Consider the following 17,177-nt stretch of genomic DNA (forward strand, 5'->3'; position numbering starts at 1 on the left):
GGTGAAGCAGTGGTGATACAACCATGAAACCGGTGGTCAGCGTACAAACAGCCGACGAAATAGTCGGAGGTCAAGTGGTTCACGACCTCCACCTGGGCGAGAGCATCACTTTCGGCACCTGCCTCTGCACGAACTGCGATTTCGACATGATGCTGCGCCCGGAGCAGGGCGCCGTCGCCGGGCGGGTGACCGCCTACGGCGACCACTGGCGGATCGACAACCTCAGCGAGGGTCGCCCACTCGTGGTCGAGGACCTGGAGAACGCCCATCAACTGGTCAGCGTGCCCGCCGCCACGCTGCAGGTGGTGATGCCCTTCGAACTGGCCCGGGTGCTCGTCTCCGACCGGACGATCGCGCTCGTCTACGGCCCGGAACCGGAGACGGCCGATATTTCCGACGCGACCTGCCCCGCCGCCGGGCCGGATGAGCCGAGCCCACTAGACCGGTCCGCCACATATTTCTCGGTGCTTGTCGCACTCTGCGAACCGAGACTGCGCGGCATCGTCGACGCTCCCCCACCAACATCCGCACAGATCGCCGCGAAATTGCAACGTAATGGCACTCCGATCAGCCCGATCGCGGTGGATTCCCAGATCGCCTACCTCGTTGAGAAGCTCGACCTCAAACCCGAGACACCCGACGGTCACCGACGTAGTTGGCGCAAAGAAAGACTTATCAGCGCGGTACTGCGACGCGGCCTGATCGAGCCGGCGGACCTGACCGACTGACCCCTACCCGCGCCGCCGGTAGGTGACCCGCACACCGACCGCCGCCGGGCGATCACGCCCGTGGGACAGGAGCACGCCGCCGCCGGAGACCGGTGTCACGCTGAACGACGCGCGCACCTCATCGGCCTCCCAGTCCCCGGCGGCGGGCATCGCGAGCACCGCGTCCGCGACCAGTCGGGCCACGGTGTCCACCCCCGTTCGGATGTCGCCCAGCCGGTCGTCGACGGGCGCACCGGCGGGTACGTCCCAGCCGATGTGCCGGCCGCCGACCTCCACCGTCTGGATCCACACCGGGTTGCGGTGCTGCGAAGTCATGACTGTCCTTTCGACGAACTCGGTCGGCGGGCGGCTGCCCGCCGGCGGTCAGACGTCACGCTGGCGGAACGACGCGACCCCGCCCCAGGACAGGATCGCCACGAAGAGCAGGAAGGTCGCCCCGCCGACCAGCGGACCCGCGCCGGACATGCTCTCGCCGAGCACCGCCGACGCGGACGCGTCGGCCCCGCTGAGCATGGCGTCCCCGGCGGCGAACGGCAGGAACTGCGCCGCCTCCCGGACCGGGCCGAACGAGGAGGAGCCGAGGAAGAGCCGGAAGATCGGCTCGATGATGAACGGGGTCACGACGAGCGCCAGGATCGCCGCCGGCTGCGACGGCAGCAGCAGGCCGAGAGCCAGCCCGATCAGCGCCCAACCCACCACCAGCAGCACGAACCCGGCCTGCGCCCGGACCAGATGGAACGGCGACAGGTCCATCGGGATCCGGCCGGAGAGCACGGCCAGCGCCACCGTCCAGGCCACCGCGAGGTTCGCCACGGCCATCGCGGCCGTGGCACCGGCCACCACCAACGCCTTGGCCGCCAACGCGACCGACCGGCGGGGGGTGACCAGCAGCGTCGTGGTGACCGTGCCGTAGCGCAGGTCGTGGCCGATCGCGAAGACACCGATCAGGCCGGCCGCCACCGGGGTCAGGACGGACCTGGTGAGGACCAGAATGAACGTCTCGCTGCTCGACACGGCCTGCCCGGGATCGGCGCGCAGGTCGAGCACGAGGGCGGCGAAGGCGAGCCCCAGCAGCGCGGTCACCACCAGCGAGACCCCGAACAGCCACCAGGTGCTGCGCAACGTCCGCAGCCGGCGCCACTCGTAGGCGACCGCCGGCCTCACCGCCGGGCCCCGTTCGCGTCGACCGGCCGGGCGTCGTAGTCGGTCAGCCCGTCCGATGCCGCCAGGAAGGCCTCCTCGAGGGTGGCGGTCCGGGTGACGATCTCGTACACGGCTATCGACTCGCGGAAGGCGAGGTCGCCGATGTCACGCTGACCCATGCCCTGCACCACGAGCAGGTCCTCCGGCTCGGACTTGACGGTCGCACCGGCACCGCGCAGCAGGGTCGCCAGCCGATCCGGCTCCTTGGCCCGGACGTGCACGACGGTCAGGTTGGAGGTTCCGATGAACTCCTGGACCGAGCTGCTGCGGACCAGCCGACCCCGGGCGATGACGAGCAACTCGTCGGCGGTCTGCTCCATCTCGGCGAGCAGATGGGAGGAGACCAGAACCGTGCGCCCCGCCGCGGCGTACCGGCGCAGGAACAGCCGGAGCCAGCGGATGCCCTGTGGGTCGAGTCCGTTCGCGGGTTCGTCGAGGATCAGGGTCTCGGGTTCACCGAGCAGCGCGGTGGCGATGCCGAGCCGCTGGTTCATCCCCAACGAGAACCGCTTCGGCATGGACCTCGCCTCGGCCGCGAGTCCCACGAGTTCGAGCACCTCGGTGACCCGCGCCGGGGGGACTCCGATTCCGGCGGCGACCATCGAGAGGTGGTCGCGAACGGTCCGGGTGGGGTGAAAGGCGCGGGCATCGAGCATCACGCCGACCGACCGGGCCGGCCGGTCGATCTCCTGGTAACGCCGTCCGTCGAAGGTGGTGGTCCCGCTCCCCCGGGTCAGCCCGAGCATGAGCCGGATGGTGGTGGACTTCCCCGATCCGTTCGGACCGAGCAGGCCGGTCACCTTTCCGGGTCGGACCCGGAAGGACAGGTCGTCGACGGCGCGCTTGGCACCGAACGACTTGCCCAGCCCGACCGCTTCGATGACTGTCATTGACACTCCCTCGTCTGCCCCACCGCGGCGGAGAGCTCCACCTGGTGATCCACCTCCACCTCGTCCGGCAGGTCGTGGCTGATCAGAATGACCGCGCCGGTCCCGGACCACCGGCCGAGGTCCGCGGCGAGAATCCGACCGCCGTCGGCGTCCAGCCCAAGGAAGGGCTCATCCAGGAACACGGTCCGGAAGTCGCCGAGTGTGCAGAGCACGATCCAGAGCTTGCGGGCGTTACCGGTCGACAGTGTCCGGCTGTCGGCCTCGAACCACGGTTCGAGGCCGAACCGCCGAGCCCGGTCGGTCGCCGCCTCGGCCTCGATCCGGAAGCACCGGGCCGAGAAGATCAGGTGGTCGCGAACGGTCATGTGCGGGTACAGCGCGGTCCGGGTGCGGCAGATCCGGCGGCGGTCCCGGGCCGCCGGGCTCGCCGCCGGCAGACCTCCGACCAGCACCGATCCGGACCACGGACGCAGGTAGCCGCTGCAGAGCTCCAGCAGGGTCGACTTGCCGGAGCCGTTCCGGCCGCGCACGTGGGTGATCCCGCGGTCGGGAATCGTGACGGAGAGCCCGTCGAAGACCGGTTGTCCCTGGCGGTAGCCGGTCGTCACGTCGATGACGTCGACGGCAGCGCCTGAACGCGGCGGGCCAGACATGCGATCGCACCTCCCAACAGCAGCGTCAGATAGCCGGCTAGCGCGATGGCGGTGACCGGCCCGCCCGCCCGCAGCGCCAGGATCAGCACCGGGGTGGAGAGCAGCACCGTCACGAGGCCGACGAAGAGGTTCGCCTCGACCGATCCGTCCACCGTTTCCTTCGGGGTGGCCGTGAGCGACTGCCCCACCACCGCGGCGCAGACGATCGAGATGCCGATCGGTACGACGGCCGGTGGCCACCGGCCGACCGTCAGGTAGGTCCCGGCCGAGAGCAGCAGCCCGAAGGTGAGGGCGGGTGCCAGATAGCAGGCGATGGCGCCGACGGTCAGCGCCCGGGCGGACACCCCGGCCTCCCACACGTACCGCAGGTGCCGGCCGAGCGTCGCCGGTCCGATCGCGAACATGGTCAGCTCCGCCAACACCAGGCAGGCCACGAAGGCGAGGGTGGCCGAGACGCGCAGGAGCGGTCCGCTGGTCGCGTCGACCACGGGCTGGACGGCGGGTGCCTGGGCCACCCCGATGGCGAAGCAGACCCCGACGAGGGTGAACCCGAACATCCGCCGCATCAGGGCGGCCGCGTGGTGACCTTGTAGTTCCCCGTGCAGCATGGCACCGACCGGCGTCCACCTCCACAGCAGTGGCCGGACCCGTCGGCTCAGCCGGCTGCCGACCGGCCGTCGATCCGCCGACACCACCGGGATGGCGAAGGACTCGGTACGCATCCGTCGGATGCTGCGGACCAGGGAGATGGCCGCTCCGGCGGCGACCGCGAACGCACCGGCGCCCGCCACGGCGGCCAGCGCGGTCGCGTCGATCCGGTGCAGCCAGGCGGGCGCCGACGCAGCCGCGAGCAGCTCCGTCGCCAGCGCCGTCAACGAGAATCCGGCCAGCCCGGCCGCGACGGCGGCCGCGGCCACCGGGCCGAGCCCGACCCGGCGGTTCCCGCCGTCGTCATTGGCGTGACGCGCGGCGAGCGCGAGCCCGGTGATAGCGGCCGCGCTGGGCAGCAGCACGGCGACGGACCACCACAGGGCCGGTGGCGGGCCGACCGCCCCGAAAACGGCCACGAACCCGAGATTCACCAGCCAGATCGCGCCGGAGAAGAGGACGATGCGCAGGCCGGCGTGGACCAGGAACACGTCGATCAGGCGGATGTCGAAGGCCCGGTAGAACTCCAGGTTCGGCGACCGGCTGATGCCGTAGCGCCGGCGGGACATCGCCTCCCGGGTGAGCTGCAGGACGCCCAGGTAGAGGTTCGTCAGGACGAGGAGGAGCAGCGCCCCGGTGCCGGCGGCCACCGGGATGACCGGCTGGCCGGGCTCCGCGCCGGACGCGGGGGTGAGCGCGTACGCCAGGGCCCGGGAGGCCAGCAGCGAGACCGCGAGGACGACCGGGGCGGCGAGCAGGCAGAGTCCGCCGACCAGAATCTGGAAGACGCGCAGCGGCATCCGCCAGCCGAGTGCGATCAGCCGGTCGAAGCAGTAGAGGTCGAAGACCAGCCGCCGGTCGTGCCATCGGTCCGCCACGTCAGAACCGGCTCCGCGGATCATCAAGCGACCGCTCGGCGGACATCAGGGTGGCCAGGACGGCCAGCAGCACCGCCGCCACCGCCACCACCAGGGCCAGCGTCCGGGCCACCGGGTTCGCCAGCCCCGATCCGGCCAGCGCCGCGGCCGCGGCACCGGCCAGGAAGAACAGGACGGTATCCCGCCGGTGGGACGCCGGGCGGAGGGCCACGACGAGGATGCCCCCGACGCCGAAGACGATCAGGGCGGCCGCGACGGCGAACAGCAGGGTTCGATCGGCGTCGGCCGGCGGTGCGACGGCCGCGAGGATCCCGGTCACCAGCGCGGCGAACCCGAGCCCGAGGGCGGCCGGGCGCCGTATGGATCGATAGACGGTGGCTAGATTCATCGGCTGCTCCGCAATCTCGCTCAGGTGGCGCTCGACAGGATGGCCAAGGTCAGCGTACACACGAACAAGAATGTGATTTTCCCTTTTGGACGCCCGATCCAGTGCCGCCGGAACAGCAAGGTGGCGACCACGGCCGCGACGATTACGTATCCCTGATAGAACGCGTGATTCCGGGGGGACGAGATCCCGAAGACCAGGCTCACCACCTGGACGGGAAGCGTGCAGAGCGCCGCCACCAGGAAGAACAGGCCGATCTGCGTCCTGCCCGCGACCGTGATCGCGGGACGGAAGATATGTCGTTCGAGTGCCGAGGCGAGCGAATAGTAGAGAGCGAGAACGAACAGCGACAGAAGGATTCCGAGGAAGATCCCGGAGTTGACCGCCAGGTTCTCCAGGTTCTGGTCGGTCAGTTCCCGGCTCGCGTCACGCCGGTCCAACTCGGCCCGCACGTACGCCGGGAGTCCGGTCGACCGCAGCAGCAGAGCGACGGCGGTGATGAGGTAGACCACCGCCCAGACCCGGCGGCTGGTGACCATCGGGGTCCGGTTGCGCTTCCTCGGTGCCCCCTCGACCGGGGGCGCGACTACGGTGTCGGTACTCGATTCGGTGCCGGAATCCACGGTCGCTACCGTCCAATCGGTATCGATGCTAGCGAAGGCTGATCGTCGTCGCCTCGATGACCGCGGCGGCGACGATGATGACGACCGCGACCGCGAGCACCCGGACCGAGACCCGGATCGCCCGCAGGTACGTCGTCAGGTAGCCGACCGACTGGTCGCCGGAATCCGCCCGGCCGTAGGTCGAACGGAGCACTGCGCTGATCGGGTAGAGACCGGCGGTCGCGGCGAGCACCAGTCCGAGGATCTCCAGCGGCGCGTACCACACGATGGAGGCAAACGCCGCCGAGAAGCCGACGTTCGCGGCCGCGGCGGTAAACGTCGCTCCGATATAGAGCGCGGTGATCCCCCAGCTCAACAGGGTCGATACGCCGCCGGTCAGGACACCGGAGAAGAACAGCAGCGCGGCACCGAGGTTCCTCAGGAGAAAGAACGAGAGCAGGGCCAGGAAGGACGAATCCGTGCCGGCGTCCTCCGCGCCCGCTCCGGAGGCCGGGACCGCGTCCATGCTCGCGTGTCCGACGTAGATTCCCGCGGCCAGTATGGCTAGGGACGCCAGGAAGGGAGTAAGCGTAGCCTGCCCAGCGACGCCCCTAGCCATACTGCGTTCCATCGTCATCCTCGTGTTCGGACGGGTCGAACCTGCCTACGCCACCGCGGCGGCGGAGCCCCAGCGGGCGATGGCCCACCGGGCGGTCGCGATGACGGTGGCGGCGATGCCGCCCGACAGCAGGCCCATGACGATCGCGAGGGCGATGCCGCCGACCTGAACAGCGTTCACGATCTGCGACGCGAACGCGGTCGACAGACCGAACATGCCGGCGATGTACATCACGCTGACGCTGGCGAAGAGGAGTCCGGTCAACCCGAGCGCGGCGGCCGTCGCCAGCGCGCCAGAGCCCCTCGTTGCCTTCAGGCTAGTGTCCATGCCTTCCCTTCCTTTGTCCGCCGGGCTGGGATGCCCAGATGTGAACATCCTGCTGACCCGGCGGGAGAAGGGGCACCCCTAGGGGTAGGCGGTTGCCGCGATTGCGGCGGGCACGGGCAGCAACTATGATCCCGGCCGCCCGATCATGACTATGCCCGGCCGCCCCCCATCAGCGGAGCGGCCGGGCGCGGCAGCGACCGGTCACCGCTCCGGTCGGGGTACGCGACGGCGGACATCGTCGCTTGTGGACGGGCCGGGCTCCCAGGCCGCCACCCAGGGCCGGTCGTCGGCCGGCGTGACCACGCCCTCCTCCAGGAAGGCGTACCGGCCGGCGAGGATCCCCTTGGCCGCCCGCACGTCGACCGAGTCGGTGTTCTCCCACAGGGCGGCGAAGAGCGCCTCGGCGCGTAGCCGGGCCTGCCGGCAGAACAGGTCGGCCAGCTCCACCCCCTCGGGGTGAACGGACTTCTCCGCGCGGGCGCGTACGCAGACCGCCGACATCGCGAACAGTTCCGCACCGATGTCCACGATCCGGCCGAGGAACGCCTGCTTGCGCTCCATCTTTCCCTGCCAGCGGGACATCGCGTAGAAGGTGGAGCGGGCCAGCTTGCGGGAGGCCCGTTCGACGTAGCGCAGGTGGCCGGCGAGGGGGCCGAATTCGGCGTACCCGCCGGGGTTCTGGCCCCGGCCGACCGCGAGCGTCGGCAGCCACCGGGCGTAGAACGCGCCCGCCTTCGCCCCGGCCCGCGCCTTGCGGCCGAGGTCGGCGTCCGGGTCGATGATGTCGCCGGCCACCGAGAGGTGGGCATCGACGGCCTCCCGGGCGATCAGCAGGTGCATGATCTCGGTGGAGCCCTCGAAGATCCGGTTGATCCGCAGGTCGCGCAGGATCTGCTCCACCTCGACCGGGCGCTCGCCCCGGGCGGCCAGCGAGTCGGCCGTCTCGTAGCCCCGGCCGCCGCGGATCTGGACCAGCTCGTCGGCGACCAGCCAGGCCATCTCGCTGGCGTAGAGCTTGACCAGGGCCGCCTCGATCCGGATGTCGTTGCGGTCGTCGTCGGCCAGCAGGCAACAGAGGTCGAGCATGGTCTCCATGCCGTAGGTGGAGGCCGCGATGAAGGCCAGCTTCTTCGCCACCGCCTCGTGCGCGCCGACCGGCCGGCCCCACTGGACCCGGTCGGCGGCCCACTGGCGGGCCACGTTGAGCGACCACTTGCCGGCCCCGACGCACATCGCCGGCAGCGAGAGCCGGCCGGTGTTCAGCGTGGTGAGCGCGATCCGCAGGCCGCGCCCCTCGCCACCGATCACGTTCTCGGCCGGCACCACCACGTCGTGGAACCGGGTGAGGCTGTTCTCCAGCCCGCGCAGGCCGAGGAAGGCGTTGCGCCGCTCGACGGTGATCCCCGGGGTGTCGGCCTCGACGACGAAGGCGGTGATGCCGCCCTTGCGGTCCTGGCTGGCCGGCACCCGGGCCATCACCACCAGCAGGCTGGCCACCGTGCCGTTGGTGGCCCAGAGCTTGACGCCGTTGAGCCGGTAGCCGGTGCCGTCCTCGGTGGGCTCGGCGGTGGTGGCCAGCCGGGCCGGGTCGGAGCCGACGTCCGGCTCGGTCAGCAGAAACGCCGAGACTTCACCCGCGGCGAGCCGGGGCAGGAACTTCCGCTTCTGCTCCTCGGTGCCGAACATCTTCAACGGCTGCGGCACGCCGATCGACTGGTGCGCCGAGAGCAGCGCGCCGATCGACGGGTTCACCGAACCGGCCAGCATGAGCGCCCGGCAGTAGTGCAAATTTGACAGTTCCAGTCCGCCGTACTCCTGGTCGATCTTCATGCCGAAGGCGCCGAGCCGGCCGAGGCCCTGAAAAACCTCGTCCGGGATCGACGCCTCCCGTTCGATCCGGGCACCGTCCACCTCGGAGCGTACGTACTCGCCGAGCTTGGCCAGGAACTCCTCGGCCCGGGCGGTCTGCTCGGGGTCGGGGCGCGGCCACGGGTCGATCAGGTCGAGCCGGAACCGACCGAGGAACAGCTCCTTGCCGAAGCTCGGCTTGCCCCACTCGGACTCCCGGGCCGCCTCGGCGACCTGCCGGGCCTCCCGCTCGGTCACCTGGCCGGCTTCCTTGGGCAGCGGCCCGGCGCCGTCGCTCGCCGGCGGGACGGGTTCGCGCCGCCCGCCCGCCGCCGCCGTGCTGTTCTCCGTCGTGGTCATGGTTCCCCCTCCGACCGGGTACGGCTACAACAACGTTACCCCGGGACGTTACCCAGCGGTAGGTTTAGCCAACCCGGCCGGCGTGCCCCATTAGTCCTCGGGAACGGAGTCAGTCTCGTCGTCGTCCTCGGCCCAGTTCCGCCGCAGATAGGGCAGGCCGGCCCAGAAGGAGAGGAACCAGACCGCGGTCACCCCGCTGAGCACGAACGCCAACGGCCGGGGAAGCAGGTAATCCGTGATCAGCAGGACCGAGCTGACCATGGCGATCAGCATCAGGGCCAGACCGCCGGAGGCCATCCGGTGGGCGAACCGGACGAGTTCCGGCTTGCGGCCCTGCCGGAACAGCGCCCGGTGGAACGCGACCGGCGAGATGATCAGTGCGGTCGCGCCCGCGGCGGCCAGCAGGGCGACCACGTAGATGTCCCGTTGGAACACGGTGGTCTCCGGGAAGCCGCTGCTGAACGGCAGCGTCAACAGGAACGCGAAGAGGATCTGCACCCCGGTCTGCGCGACCCGCAACTCCTGCAGCAGGTCGGCGAAGTTCCGCTGCCAACGCTGCTTCTCTGTCTCCCGGTCCACCCATGGCCTCCGAAATCTCTTCACGAGTTTCGGTCACCTTTTCCCTCCGGCCAACTGGGCGAAACGCGAGGTTAACTCGACGCCCTCCACAGGGGGAGGTCACTCGTACTGCTGCTTCGGGGCCTCCACCTGCCGCCAGGACTCCACCGTCAGGTACGGGATCTCGGCCCGGTTGACCGGGTCGGTGCCGACCCGGTCGCTGTACCGGCCGGTCACCTCCACCCAGGTGTCCGGCGCCAAGCCGGCCGGCGGGTTGCCGTCCATGCCGACCTTGATCGGGCGTCCGTCGGCCGCGCAGCAGGAGAGGATCATCCTGGCCAGCAACGGCTCGCCGCCCGGATTGTCGACGATGAACCCGGTGAGCTGGACCCGGCGGTCCCCGATCGAGACACCCTTGTCAAACAGCGCCCGGGACGCGTAGTCGAGCACGCTGGTGCGGACCGGGTCGCCGTCGGGCAGCGGCGGGTAGTCGGAGACCTGCTGGCTCGACAGCGCGGTGCCGGCCTGGCCGGCCGCGTACGACCCGAGAGCCGGCGGGGCGACCAGCAGCAACCCGAGGACGGGCAGGATGAGCAGCCAACCGACCCGCGGCTCGTGGTGGGCGTGGCCGTGGTCGTCCCCGGCGTCATCCCCGCCGGTGGCCGCGACCGGCCGGCGCCGCAGGTCGTAGAAGAGCGTCATCACGGCCGCCACCACCAGCAGCAGCCCCGAGGCGATCAGGAACGGCTGCAGGCTCTCCTTGACGTAGCGCAGGTACATGTCGGTGAAGCTGGCCTTGAGCACGGCACCGCCGAGCAGAAGCAGCACCACACCCTGTGCCTGTCGGTTCACTACAGGACCACCGCCCCCACTCCGACGGCCGCCAGCACGGCGACCGCGAACGTCGCCGGGGCGAACCGGGCCGCGAACCGGCGGCCGAACACCCCGGCCTGCATCGAGATCAGCTTGAGGTCGACCATCGGACCGACCACCAGGAACGCCAACCGCGAGGTCAGCGAGAACTGCGACAGCGAGGCGGCGACGAAGGCGTCCGCCTCCGAGCAGATCGACAGCAGCACGGCGAGCACCGCGAGCGCCAGCACCGACAGCACCGGGTTGTCCGCCAGCGTCTGCAGCCACCGCTCCGGGACGAGCACGTTGATGCAGGCCGCGGCCGCCGCGCCGAGGACGAGGAATCCGCCGGCGTGCACGATGTCGTGGCGGACCGCCCCCCAGAAGGCCCGCCACCGCGACGAGTCGTCGAGCTCCGGGCGGTGCGGCAGCCGGATCCAGTCGGTGCGGCCGAGCCGCAACCAGAGCCAGCCCATGATCATGGCGACGATCAGGCTGGCCACGCCGCGGGCCAGCACCATCTCCGGATTGTTCGGGAACGCCACCGCGGTGGCCACCAGCACGATCGGGTTGATCGCCGGGGCGGCCAGCAGGAACGCCAGCGCCGCGGCCGGGGTCACGCCACGGCGGATCAGCGAGCCGGCGATCGGCACCGCCCCGCACTCGCAACCGGGCAGCACCACCCCGGCGCAGCTCGCCACCGGCACCGCCAGTGCCGGGTGGCTGGGCAGCGCCTTCGCCCAGAACGACCGGGGTACGAAGACCGCGATCACCGCCGACAGCGCCACCCCGAAGACCAGGAACGGGACCGCCTGCACCAGCACCGAGACGAAGACCGTCGTCCAGGTCTGCAGCCGAGGGCTGGAGATCGCCTCGGCCAGCGGCACCCGGAAGACGACAAGCAGGATGAGCAGCGCGGCCAGTACCTCGACCGAGCCGACCCGGTCACCGAAGAGCCGCTTCCGCGCCGGGTCCGCCGGCCGCTGCGGGTCGTCGACCCGGTCGGGACGGGACGGTGCCCGGCCGGGTGCGCTCACAGCGGTCCTCCTCAATCATCGGGCGCAACCACCTTAACCCGGGTGTCCGCTACCACATCCCCCTGTCCCACGCGGCCCGGCCGGTGCTAGCGTCGGCGGCACAACTGCATATCCGACAGGGGAGCGCGCAGCGCTGAGAGTGCGGACGACACCGCAGACCCTCGAACCTGATCTGGGTAATGCCAGCGCAGGGAGTTCGGTCGACCTCCAGCCGCGCCGCAGTCCGGGCCCACCGGACCGCGGCGTGCGTCTTGCCTGGTCCGCTGAAGCGACTGGGAGGCACCACCATGAGTCAACCCACCACCTGGCGCACCGTCGACGTCGTCGTCGGCTCGGTGATCGCCGTGGCCTTCGGCGTCGTGTTCTGGGCCTGGGGCCTGGTCTGGTCCGCCACCGAGAGCGCGTTCGCGTTCTTCCCACCCGCACAGGCCGTCATGTACGGCATCTGGCTGCTGCCGGCCGTCCTCGGTGGCCTGATCATCCGCAAGCCGGGCGCGGCGCTCTACTGCGAGACCGTCGCCGCCGTGGTCTCCGCGCTGCTCGGCAGCCAGTGGGCCGGCACGGTCATCCCGCAGGGCATCGTCCAGGGGCTCGGCGCCGAGCTGGCCTTCCTCGCCTTCCGCTACCGGTCGTACCGGCTGCCGGTGGCGGTGCTGGCCGGCACGTTGACCGGCCTGGGCGCGGCGTTGTTCGACTTCTTCGTCTGGAACCCCGAGTACGCGCTCTGGTCCTACCGGATCCCGTACGCCCTGCTCACCATCGTCAGCGCGGCGGTGCTGGCCGGCGCCGGCGGGTGGGCGCTGACCCGGGCGTTGGCCCGCACCGGGGTGCTGGACCGGTTCCCGGCCGGTCGCGAACGCGCCGCCATCTGATCCGTGAGCGCCATCGACCTGCGCGGCTTCGGCTGGCGGCACGCCGGCCGCCGGGCATGGGCGGTACGCGACGTCGACCTGCGGGTGGAGTCCGGTGAGCGGGTGCTGCTGCTCGGCGGGTCCGGGGCGGGCAAGAGCACCCTGCTCGCCGCGCTCGCCGGTCTGCTGGCAGAGGACTCCGGCGAGCAGGTCGGCACCGTCGAGATCGACGGGCTCGACCCGCGCAAGGCCCGGGAGCGGGTCGGCATCGTCTTCCAGGACCCGCAGACCCAGCTGGTGATGGCCCGGGCCGGCGACGACGTCGCGTTCGGGCTGGAGAACCGGGGGGTGCCGGCCGAGGAGATCTGGCCCCGGGTGCACGCCGCGCTGCGCCGGGTCGGCTTCCCGTACCCGGCCGACCGGGCCACCGCGGCGCTCTCCGGCGGCGAGCAGCAGCGGCTGGCCCTGGCCGGGGTGCTCGCCGCCCGACCCGGACTGCTGCTGCTCGACGAGCCGACGGCCAACCTCGACCCGGCCGGCGCCGAGCTGGTGCGGTCCGCGGTGGCCGGCGCGCTGGACGCCGGGACCACGATGATCCTGGTCGAGCACCGGGGCTGGCTGCCGCTGGTCGACCGGGTGGTGGTCCTGACGCCCGGTGGCGGCATCCGGGTCGACGGCCCACCGGAGGTCGTCTTCGGCACGCACGGCGACGCGCTGGCCGCCGACGGGGTGTGGGTTCCCGGCCGGACGGTCCTGCCCCGCCGGGCGGCGGCCCCGCCGGGCGACATGCTGTTGACCGCGGACCGGGTCGGCCTGGCGCCCCGGCTGGACCCGACCGACCTGGCGGTACGCGCCGGCGAGGCGGTCGCCGTGCTAGGCCCCAACGGCGCCGGCAAGTCGACCCTCGCGTTGCTGCTGGGCGGCCTGCTCAAGCCCGGCCAGGGGCGGGTGACGGCCGGTGCCGGGCTGGCCGGTCCCGGCGACGGGTCCGCCTCCGGGCGGGGCGGGAGCGGGCGGGGCGGGAGCGCCCCGCACCGGTGGCGGGCGCCGGTGCTGGCCCGGCGGATCGGGTCGGTGTTCCAGGACCCGGAGCACCAGTTCGTCACCGGCACGGTCCGCGACGAACTCGCCCTCGGCCCGCGTCGGACCGGCCGGTCCGCGGTGGAGGTGTCGGCGGTGGTGGACGAGCTGCTGGGCCGGCTGCGACTGGACCGGCTGGCCGGGGCGAACCCGTACACCCTCTCCGGCGGCGAGGCCCGGCGGCTGAGTGTGGCGACCGCCCTGGCCAGCGCCCCCCGCCTGTTGATCTTCGATGAGCCGACCTTCGGCCAGGACCGGCGGACCTGGCTGGAGCTGGTCGACCTGCTCGCCGGCCTGCGCGACGCCGGCCACGGGATCGTGACCGTCACCCACGACGCCGACTTCGTCGCGGCGCTGGCCGACCGCCGGGTCACCCTGGCGCGGCAGCCGTGATCGACGTCGCGCCGATCGCCCGGCCCGGCGCGCCGCTGGCCCGGCGCAACCCGGTCGCGAAGCTGGCCGCCGCGCTGGTCTTCTCGTTCACGCTGGTGGCCACTCTCGATCCGGTGGCCCCGGCGATCGCGCTCGCGGTCGAACTGGCCGTGCTGCCGCTGTTCGGGGTGGGTTACCGGGCGCTGGCCCGACGGGCCTGGCCGCTGCTGCTGGCAGCCCTCGGCATCGTGGTCACCCTGGTGCTGTTCGCCGCCGACCGGGACGGCACCACGCTGCTGGCCGCCGGGCCGGTGGTGGTCACCACCGGGGTGCTGCTCACCGCCCTCGGGCTGATCCTGCGGCTGTTCGCGGTGGCGCTGCCCGGCGTGATCGTCTTCGCCACCACCGACCCCACCGATCTGGCCGACGCGCTGATCCAGAACGCCCGGGCACCGGCCCGGTTCGCGATCGGCGCGCTGGCCGCGTTCCGGCTGGTGCCGCTGCTCGGCCGCGAGTGGCAGATGATCAGCATGGCCCGCCGGGCGCGCGGCGTGGACGCCGGCCGCAACCCGGTCGCCCGGCTGCGGCTCTTCGCCTCCACCGCGTTCGCCCTGCTGGTCGGCGCGATCCGGCGGGGCACCCGGTTGGCGGTGGCGATGGACGCCCGCGGCTTCGACGCCGGCACGCCGCGTACCCATGCCCGCCGGCAGCGGTTCACCGGGGCGGACGGCGCGCTGGTGGCCGGGGCGGCCGGGTTGGCCGGCGCGGCGGTCGCCACCAGCGTGCTGCTCGGCACCTTCCGACCACTGCTGGGCTGAGGCCGGACTATCGGGCGGGTGCGACCGGGTTGGGTAGCGCGCCACCGAACCGTCGGTCACGCTGGGCGTACAGCTCGCAGGCGTACCAGAGGTGTCGACGGTCGAAGTCGGGCCAGAGCGTGTCGAGGAAGATCAGTTCGGCGTACGCGGTCTGCCAGAGCAGAAAGTTCGAGGTGCGCTGCTCGCCGGACGGGCGCAGGAACAGGTCGACCGGCGGCACCTCGGGGTGGTACAGGTACCGCGAGATCATCTTCTCGTTGACCTTCGCCGGGTCGACCCTGCCGGCGGCCACGTCCCGGGCGATCGCCGCCGCGGCGTCGGCGATCTCGGCCTGACCGCCGTAGTTGACGCAGAACTGCAGGGTCAGGGTCGAGTTGCGCCGGGACATCTCCTCGGCCGTCCGCAGTTCGGAGATCACGCTCTTCCAGAGCCGGCCGGCCCGCCCCGACCAGACCACCCGCACGCCGAGGTCGACCAGCTGGTCGCGCCGGCGGCGGATCACGTCCCGGTTGAAGCCCATCAGGAACCGCACCTCGTCCGGCGACCGGCGCCAGTTCTCCGTCGAGAAGGCGTACGCCGACAGGTAGGGGATGCCCAGCTCGATGGCCCCCTCGATGGTGTCGAAGAGGGAGTACTCGCCCTGCTCGTGGCCCTTCGTCCGGGGCAGTCCCCGGTCCTTGGCCCACCGGCCGTTGCCGTCCATCACGACCGCCACGTGCCGGGGCAGTGCGGCCGGGGGCAGGGCGGGCGGACGCGCCCCGGACGGATGCGGCGTGGGCCGGGTGGGCCGGGTCACTGGGTTTCCTCCACGGAGCCTCGGTCGACGAGCGGCAGTGAGCGTAACCCGCGTTCCAGGTGCCACTGCAGGTGCGCCGCCACCAGGCCACTGCACTCCCGCCGGTGGCCGACGTCGGAGGCGTCGGCCACCGACCAGTCCCCCGAGGTGAGCGCGGACATCAGGTCCAGGGTGGCCGGGGCCGGGTGCGCCGCTCCCGGCGGCCGGCAGTCCGGGCAGACACAACCCCCGGCGGGTACGGAGAACGCGCGGTGCCGCCCCGGCGTGCCGCAGACCGCGCAGGCGACGAGCGCGGGCGCCCAGCCGGCCAGCCCCATCCCCCGCAACAGGTACGCGTCGAGCACCAGCGTGCTGGCGTGCCCCCGTTCGGCCAGCGCGCGCAGCGCGCCGACGGTGAGCAGGAACAGCCGCAGCGACGGCTCCCGCTCCACCGGGGTGAACCGCTCCGCGGTCTCGGCGATCGCGCTCGCCGCCGTGTAGCGCGGGTAGTCGCCCAGGAACCGCTTGCCGTACAGCTCGATGCCCTCGACCTGGCTGACGGTGTGCAGCGAGCTGCCCTGGTTGCCCTTGGGGTCGCCGGCGATCTGCAGGTCGACGTGGCCGAACGGTTCCAGCCGGGCGCCGAACCGGGAGGTGGTCCGGCGCACCCCGCGGGCGACCGCCCGCAGCCGGCCGTGCCGGCGGGTGAGCAGCGTGATGATCCGGTCGGACTCGCCGAGCTTCTGCACGCGCAGCACGACCGCGTCGTCGCGGTAGAGCTGCCTGCGGTACCCGGCCATCCGACCATTCTCGCCCGGACCGATCTCAGGGTCTGATCCGGGACGGCTGGCGGGATTCCCTGATGCGGATCCGGGCGCCCGGCCAATAGCCTCAGGCGATGCGTCCCCACCGCCTCGCCCGCTCAGCCGGCGCCGCCACCGCCGGCGCGGTGCTGTTGGTCCCGCTGGCCGGCTGCGACCTGCTGGCCGAGAGCCGGCTCGACTTCAGCCACACCGAGGATGCCCGGATCACCGGGATCACCATCAACCCCGGCTCGGGCGATGTCGTGATCCGCACCGGCACCGCACCGGGCGTCGAGATCAACCGGGTGGTCCGCTACCGCGGCGCGGAGCCCGGGGCCACCTACCGGATCGACGGCACCGAGTTGATCATCGACGTCGACTGCGGCCGGCGGTGCGGGGTCTCCTACGACCTGGTCGTCCCGCCGGGGCTGTCGGTGCGGGGCGAGAACGGCTCCGGGGACGTGCTGCTGGCCGGGGTGGCCGACGTCAACGTCAAGGTGGGCTCGGGGTCGATCGAGATCACCGACGCGACCGGGGCGGTGACGGCGGAGACCGGCTCCGGCGACATCACCGTCAGCGACGCCCGGGCCGCCGTGACCGCGCGCGCCGGCTCCGGTTCGATAACCGGGCACGGGCTCGGCGGCGGTGAGGTCCGGGCCGAGACCGGCTCCGGCGACATCACTCTGGCGCTCACCTCGGCCGCCTCGGTGCGGGCCCGCGCCGACAGCGGCGACGTCGAGCTGCTGGTGCCGGCCGGTGACTTCCGGGTCCGGGTCGAGACCGGCTCGGGCGACCAGCGACTCGGGGTCTCCGACGTGCCGGCCGCCACCGCGCTGCTCGACCTGCGCACCGGCAGCGGGAACGTCACCGTCGACCGGATCTGAACCGGC

The 17,177-nt window shown here is 72.0% G+C and carries 20 protein-coding genes and 1 riboswitch; of the genes, 5 read left to right on the forward strand and 15 right to left on the reverse strand.

Annotated features, from left to right (window positions below; translation table 11 throughout):
- Positions 1-23: 23 nt before the first annotated feature.
- Positions 24-728, forward strand: a complete 705-nt coding sequence (locus tag O7627_RS25720; protein ID WP_278096045.1) for a hypothetical protein — start codon at positions 24-26, stop codon at positions 726-728.
- Positions 729-731: 3 nt separating this feature from the next.
- Here the strand turns inward: O7627_RS25720 and O7627_RS25725 are convergent, their stop codons facing one another.
- The 13 genes from O7627_RS25725 to O7627_RS25785 all read right to left on the reverse strand — a co-directional run bounded on the left by O7627_RS25725 (position 732) and on the right by O7627_RS25785 (position 11,588).
- Positions 732-1,043, reverse strand: a complete 312-nt coding sequence (locus tag O7627_RS25725; RefSeq protein ID WP_278096046.1) for a hypothetical protein — start codon at positions 1,041-1,043, stop codon at positions 732-734.
- Positions 1,044-1,091: 48 nt separating this feature from the next.
- On the reverse strand, positions 1,092-1,892 hold the full coding sequence (locus O7627_RS25730; RefSeq protein ID WP_278096047.1) for a hypothetical protein: 801 nt from the start codon (positions 1,890-1,892) through the stop codon (positions 1,092-1,094).
- The gene (locus O7627_RS25735) at positions 1,889-2,821 is read right to left on the reverse strand and encodes an ATP-binding cassette domain-containing protein (protein WP_278096048.1); all 933 of its coding nucleotides are present in this window, start codon (positions 2,819-2,821) and stop codon (positions 1,889-1,891) included. Before O7627_RS25735 ends, O7627_RS25730 begins: the two co-directional genes overlap by 4 nt.
- Complete coding sequence (locus O7627_RS25740) at positions 2,818-3,474, reverse strand: ATP-binding cassette domain-containing protein (protein ID WP_278096049.1); 657 nt, start codon at positions 3,472-3,474, stop codon at positions 2,818-2,820. Before O7627_RS25740 ends, O7627_RS25735 begins: the two co-directional genes overlap by 4 nt.
- On the reverse strand, positions 3,426-5,000 hold the full coding sequence (locus tag O7627_RS25745; protein WP_278096050.1) for a hypothetical protein: 1,575 nt from the start codon (positions 4,998-5,000) through the stop codon (positions 3,426-3,428). The genes O7627_RS25740 and O7627_RS25745 overlap by 49 nt, the downstream gene beginning before the upstream one ends.
- A gap of 1 nt (position 5,001) precedes the next feature.
- On the reverse strand, positions 5,002-5,388 hold the full coding sequence (locus tag O7627_RS25750; RefSeq protein WP_278096051.1) for a hypothetical protein: 387 nt from the start codon (positions 5,386-5,388) through the stop codon (positions 5,002-5,004).
- A gap of 20 nt (positions 5,389-5,408) precedes the next feature.
- Entirely contained in the window at positions 5,409-6,008 is a 600-nt protein-coding gene (locus O7627_RS25755; protein WP_278096052.1) for a hypothetical protein, read from the reverse strand.
- A gap of 28 nt (positions 6,009-6,036) precedes the next feature.
- A complete protein-coding gene (locus O7627_RS25760) occupies positions 6,037-6,618 on the reverse strand; it encodes a stage II sporulation protein M (protein WP_278096053.1) in 582 nt (193 codons plus the stop codon).
- Between the two features lie 33 nt (positions 6,619-6,651).
- Positions 6,652-6,933 carry an uberolysin/carnocyclin family circular bacteriocin gene (locus O7627_RS25765; protein ID WP_278096054.1) on the reverse strand — a complete coding sequence of 94 codons (282 nt, stop codon included), beginning with the start codon at positions 6,931-6,933 and terminating at the stop codon, positions 6,652-6,654.
- 201 nt (positions 6,934-7,134) lie between these two features.
- A complete protein-coding gene (locus tag O7627_RS25770; protein WP_278096055.1) occupies positions 7,135-9,141 on the reverse strand; it encodes an acyl-CoA dehydrogenase family protein in 2,007 nt (668 codons plus the stop codon).
- Between the two features lie 90 nt (positions 9,142-9,231).
- Positions 9,232-9,720: a DUF6328 family protein gene (locus O7627_RS25775; RefSeq protein ID WP_278096056.1), complete on the reverse strand. Its 489-nt coding sequence runs from the start codon at positions 9,718-9,720 to the stop codon at positions 9,232-9,234.
- A gap of 99 nt (positions 9,721-9,819) precedes the next feature.
- The gene (locus O7627_RS25780; RefSeq protein WP_278096057.1) at positions 9,820-10,551 is read right to left on the reverse strand and encodes a TIGR03943 family protein; all 732 of its coding nucleotides are present in this window, start codon (positions 10,549-10,551) and stop codon (positions 9,820-9,822) included.
- Positions 10,551-11,588, reverse strand: coding sequence for a permease (locus O7627_RS25785; protein ID WP_278096058.1), 1,038 nt, complete (start codon positions 11,586-11,588; stop codon positions 10,551-10,553). The genes O7627_RS25780 and O7627_RS25785 overlap by 1 nt, the downstream gene beginning before the upstream one ends.
- A gap of 107 nt (positions 11,589-11,695) precedes the next feature.
- Positions 11,696-11,800: riboswitch (TPP riboswitch) on the forward strand.
- 75 nt (positions 11,801-11,875) lie between these two features.
- Between O7627_RS25785 and O7627_RS25790 the strand changes: the two genes are divergently transcribed.
- From O7627_RS25790 to O7627_RS25800, 3 genes are read left to right on the forward strand one after another with little or no spacing between them, the layout of a single operon-like run.
- Positions 11,876-12,460: an ECF transporter S component gene (locus tag O7627_RS25790; protein ID WP_278096059.1), complete on the forward strand. Its 585-nt coding sequence runs from the start codon at positions 11,876-11,878 to the stop codon at positions 12,458-12,460.
- Between the two features lie 3 nt (positions 12,461-12,463).
- Positions 12,464-13,912 carry an ABC transporter ATP-binding protein gene (locus O7627_RS25795; RefSeq protein ID WP_278096060.1) on the forward strand — a complete coding sequence of 483 codons (1,449 nt, stop codon included), beginning with the start codon at positions 12,464-12,466 and terminating at the stop codon, positions 13,910-13,912.
- On the forward strand, positions 13,909-14,709 hold the full coding sequence (locus O7627_RS25800) for an energy-coupling factor transporter transmembrane component T (RefSeq protein ID WP_278096061.1): 801 nt from the start codon (positions 13,909-13,911) through the stop codon (positions 14,707-14,709). The genes O7627_RS25795 and O7627_RS25800 overlap by 4 nt, the downstream gene beginning before the upstream one ends.
- Before the next feature lie 7 nt (positions 14,710-14,716).
- Here the strand turns inward: O7627_RS25800 and O7627_RS25805 are convergent, their stop codons facing one another.
- Together O7627_RS25805 and recO are read right to left on the reverse strand one after the other, a co-directional pair.
- Positions 14,717-15,505 (reverse strand): isoprenyl transferase, encoded by a 789-nt coding sequence (locus tag O7627_RS25805; protein WP_278096062.1) that lies wholly within the window; start codon positions 15,503-15,505, stop codon positions 14,717-14,719.
- Positions 15,502-16,284, reverse strand: coding sequence for a DNA repair protein RecO (recO, locus tag O7627_RS25810; protein WP_278096063.1), 783 nt, complete (start codon positions 16,282-16,284; stop codon positions 15,502-15,504). The genes O7627_RS25805 and recO overlap by 4 nt, the downstream gene beginning before the upstream one ends.
- 98 nt (positions 16,285-16,382) lie before the next feature.
- On the opposite strand from recO, the gene O7627_RS25815 reads away from it, so the two are divergent.
- Complete coding sequence (locus tag O7627_RS25815) at positions 16,383-17,171, forward strand: DUF4097 family beta strand repeat-containing protein (protein WP_278096064.1); 789 nt, start codon at positions 16,383-16,385, stop codon at positions 17,169-17,171.
- Positions 17,172-17,177: the final 6 nt, after the last annotated feature.

Origin of the sequence: Solwaraspora sp. WMMD1047 (assembly GCF_029626155.1) — a bacterium.
Lineage (GTDB): Bacteria > Actinomycetota > Actinomycetes > Mycobacteriales > Micromonosporaceae > WMMD1047.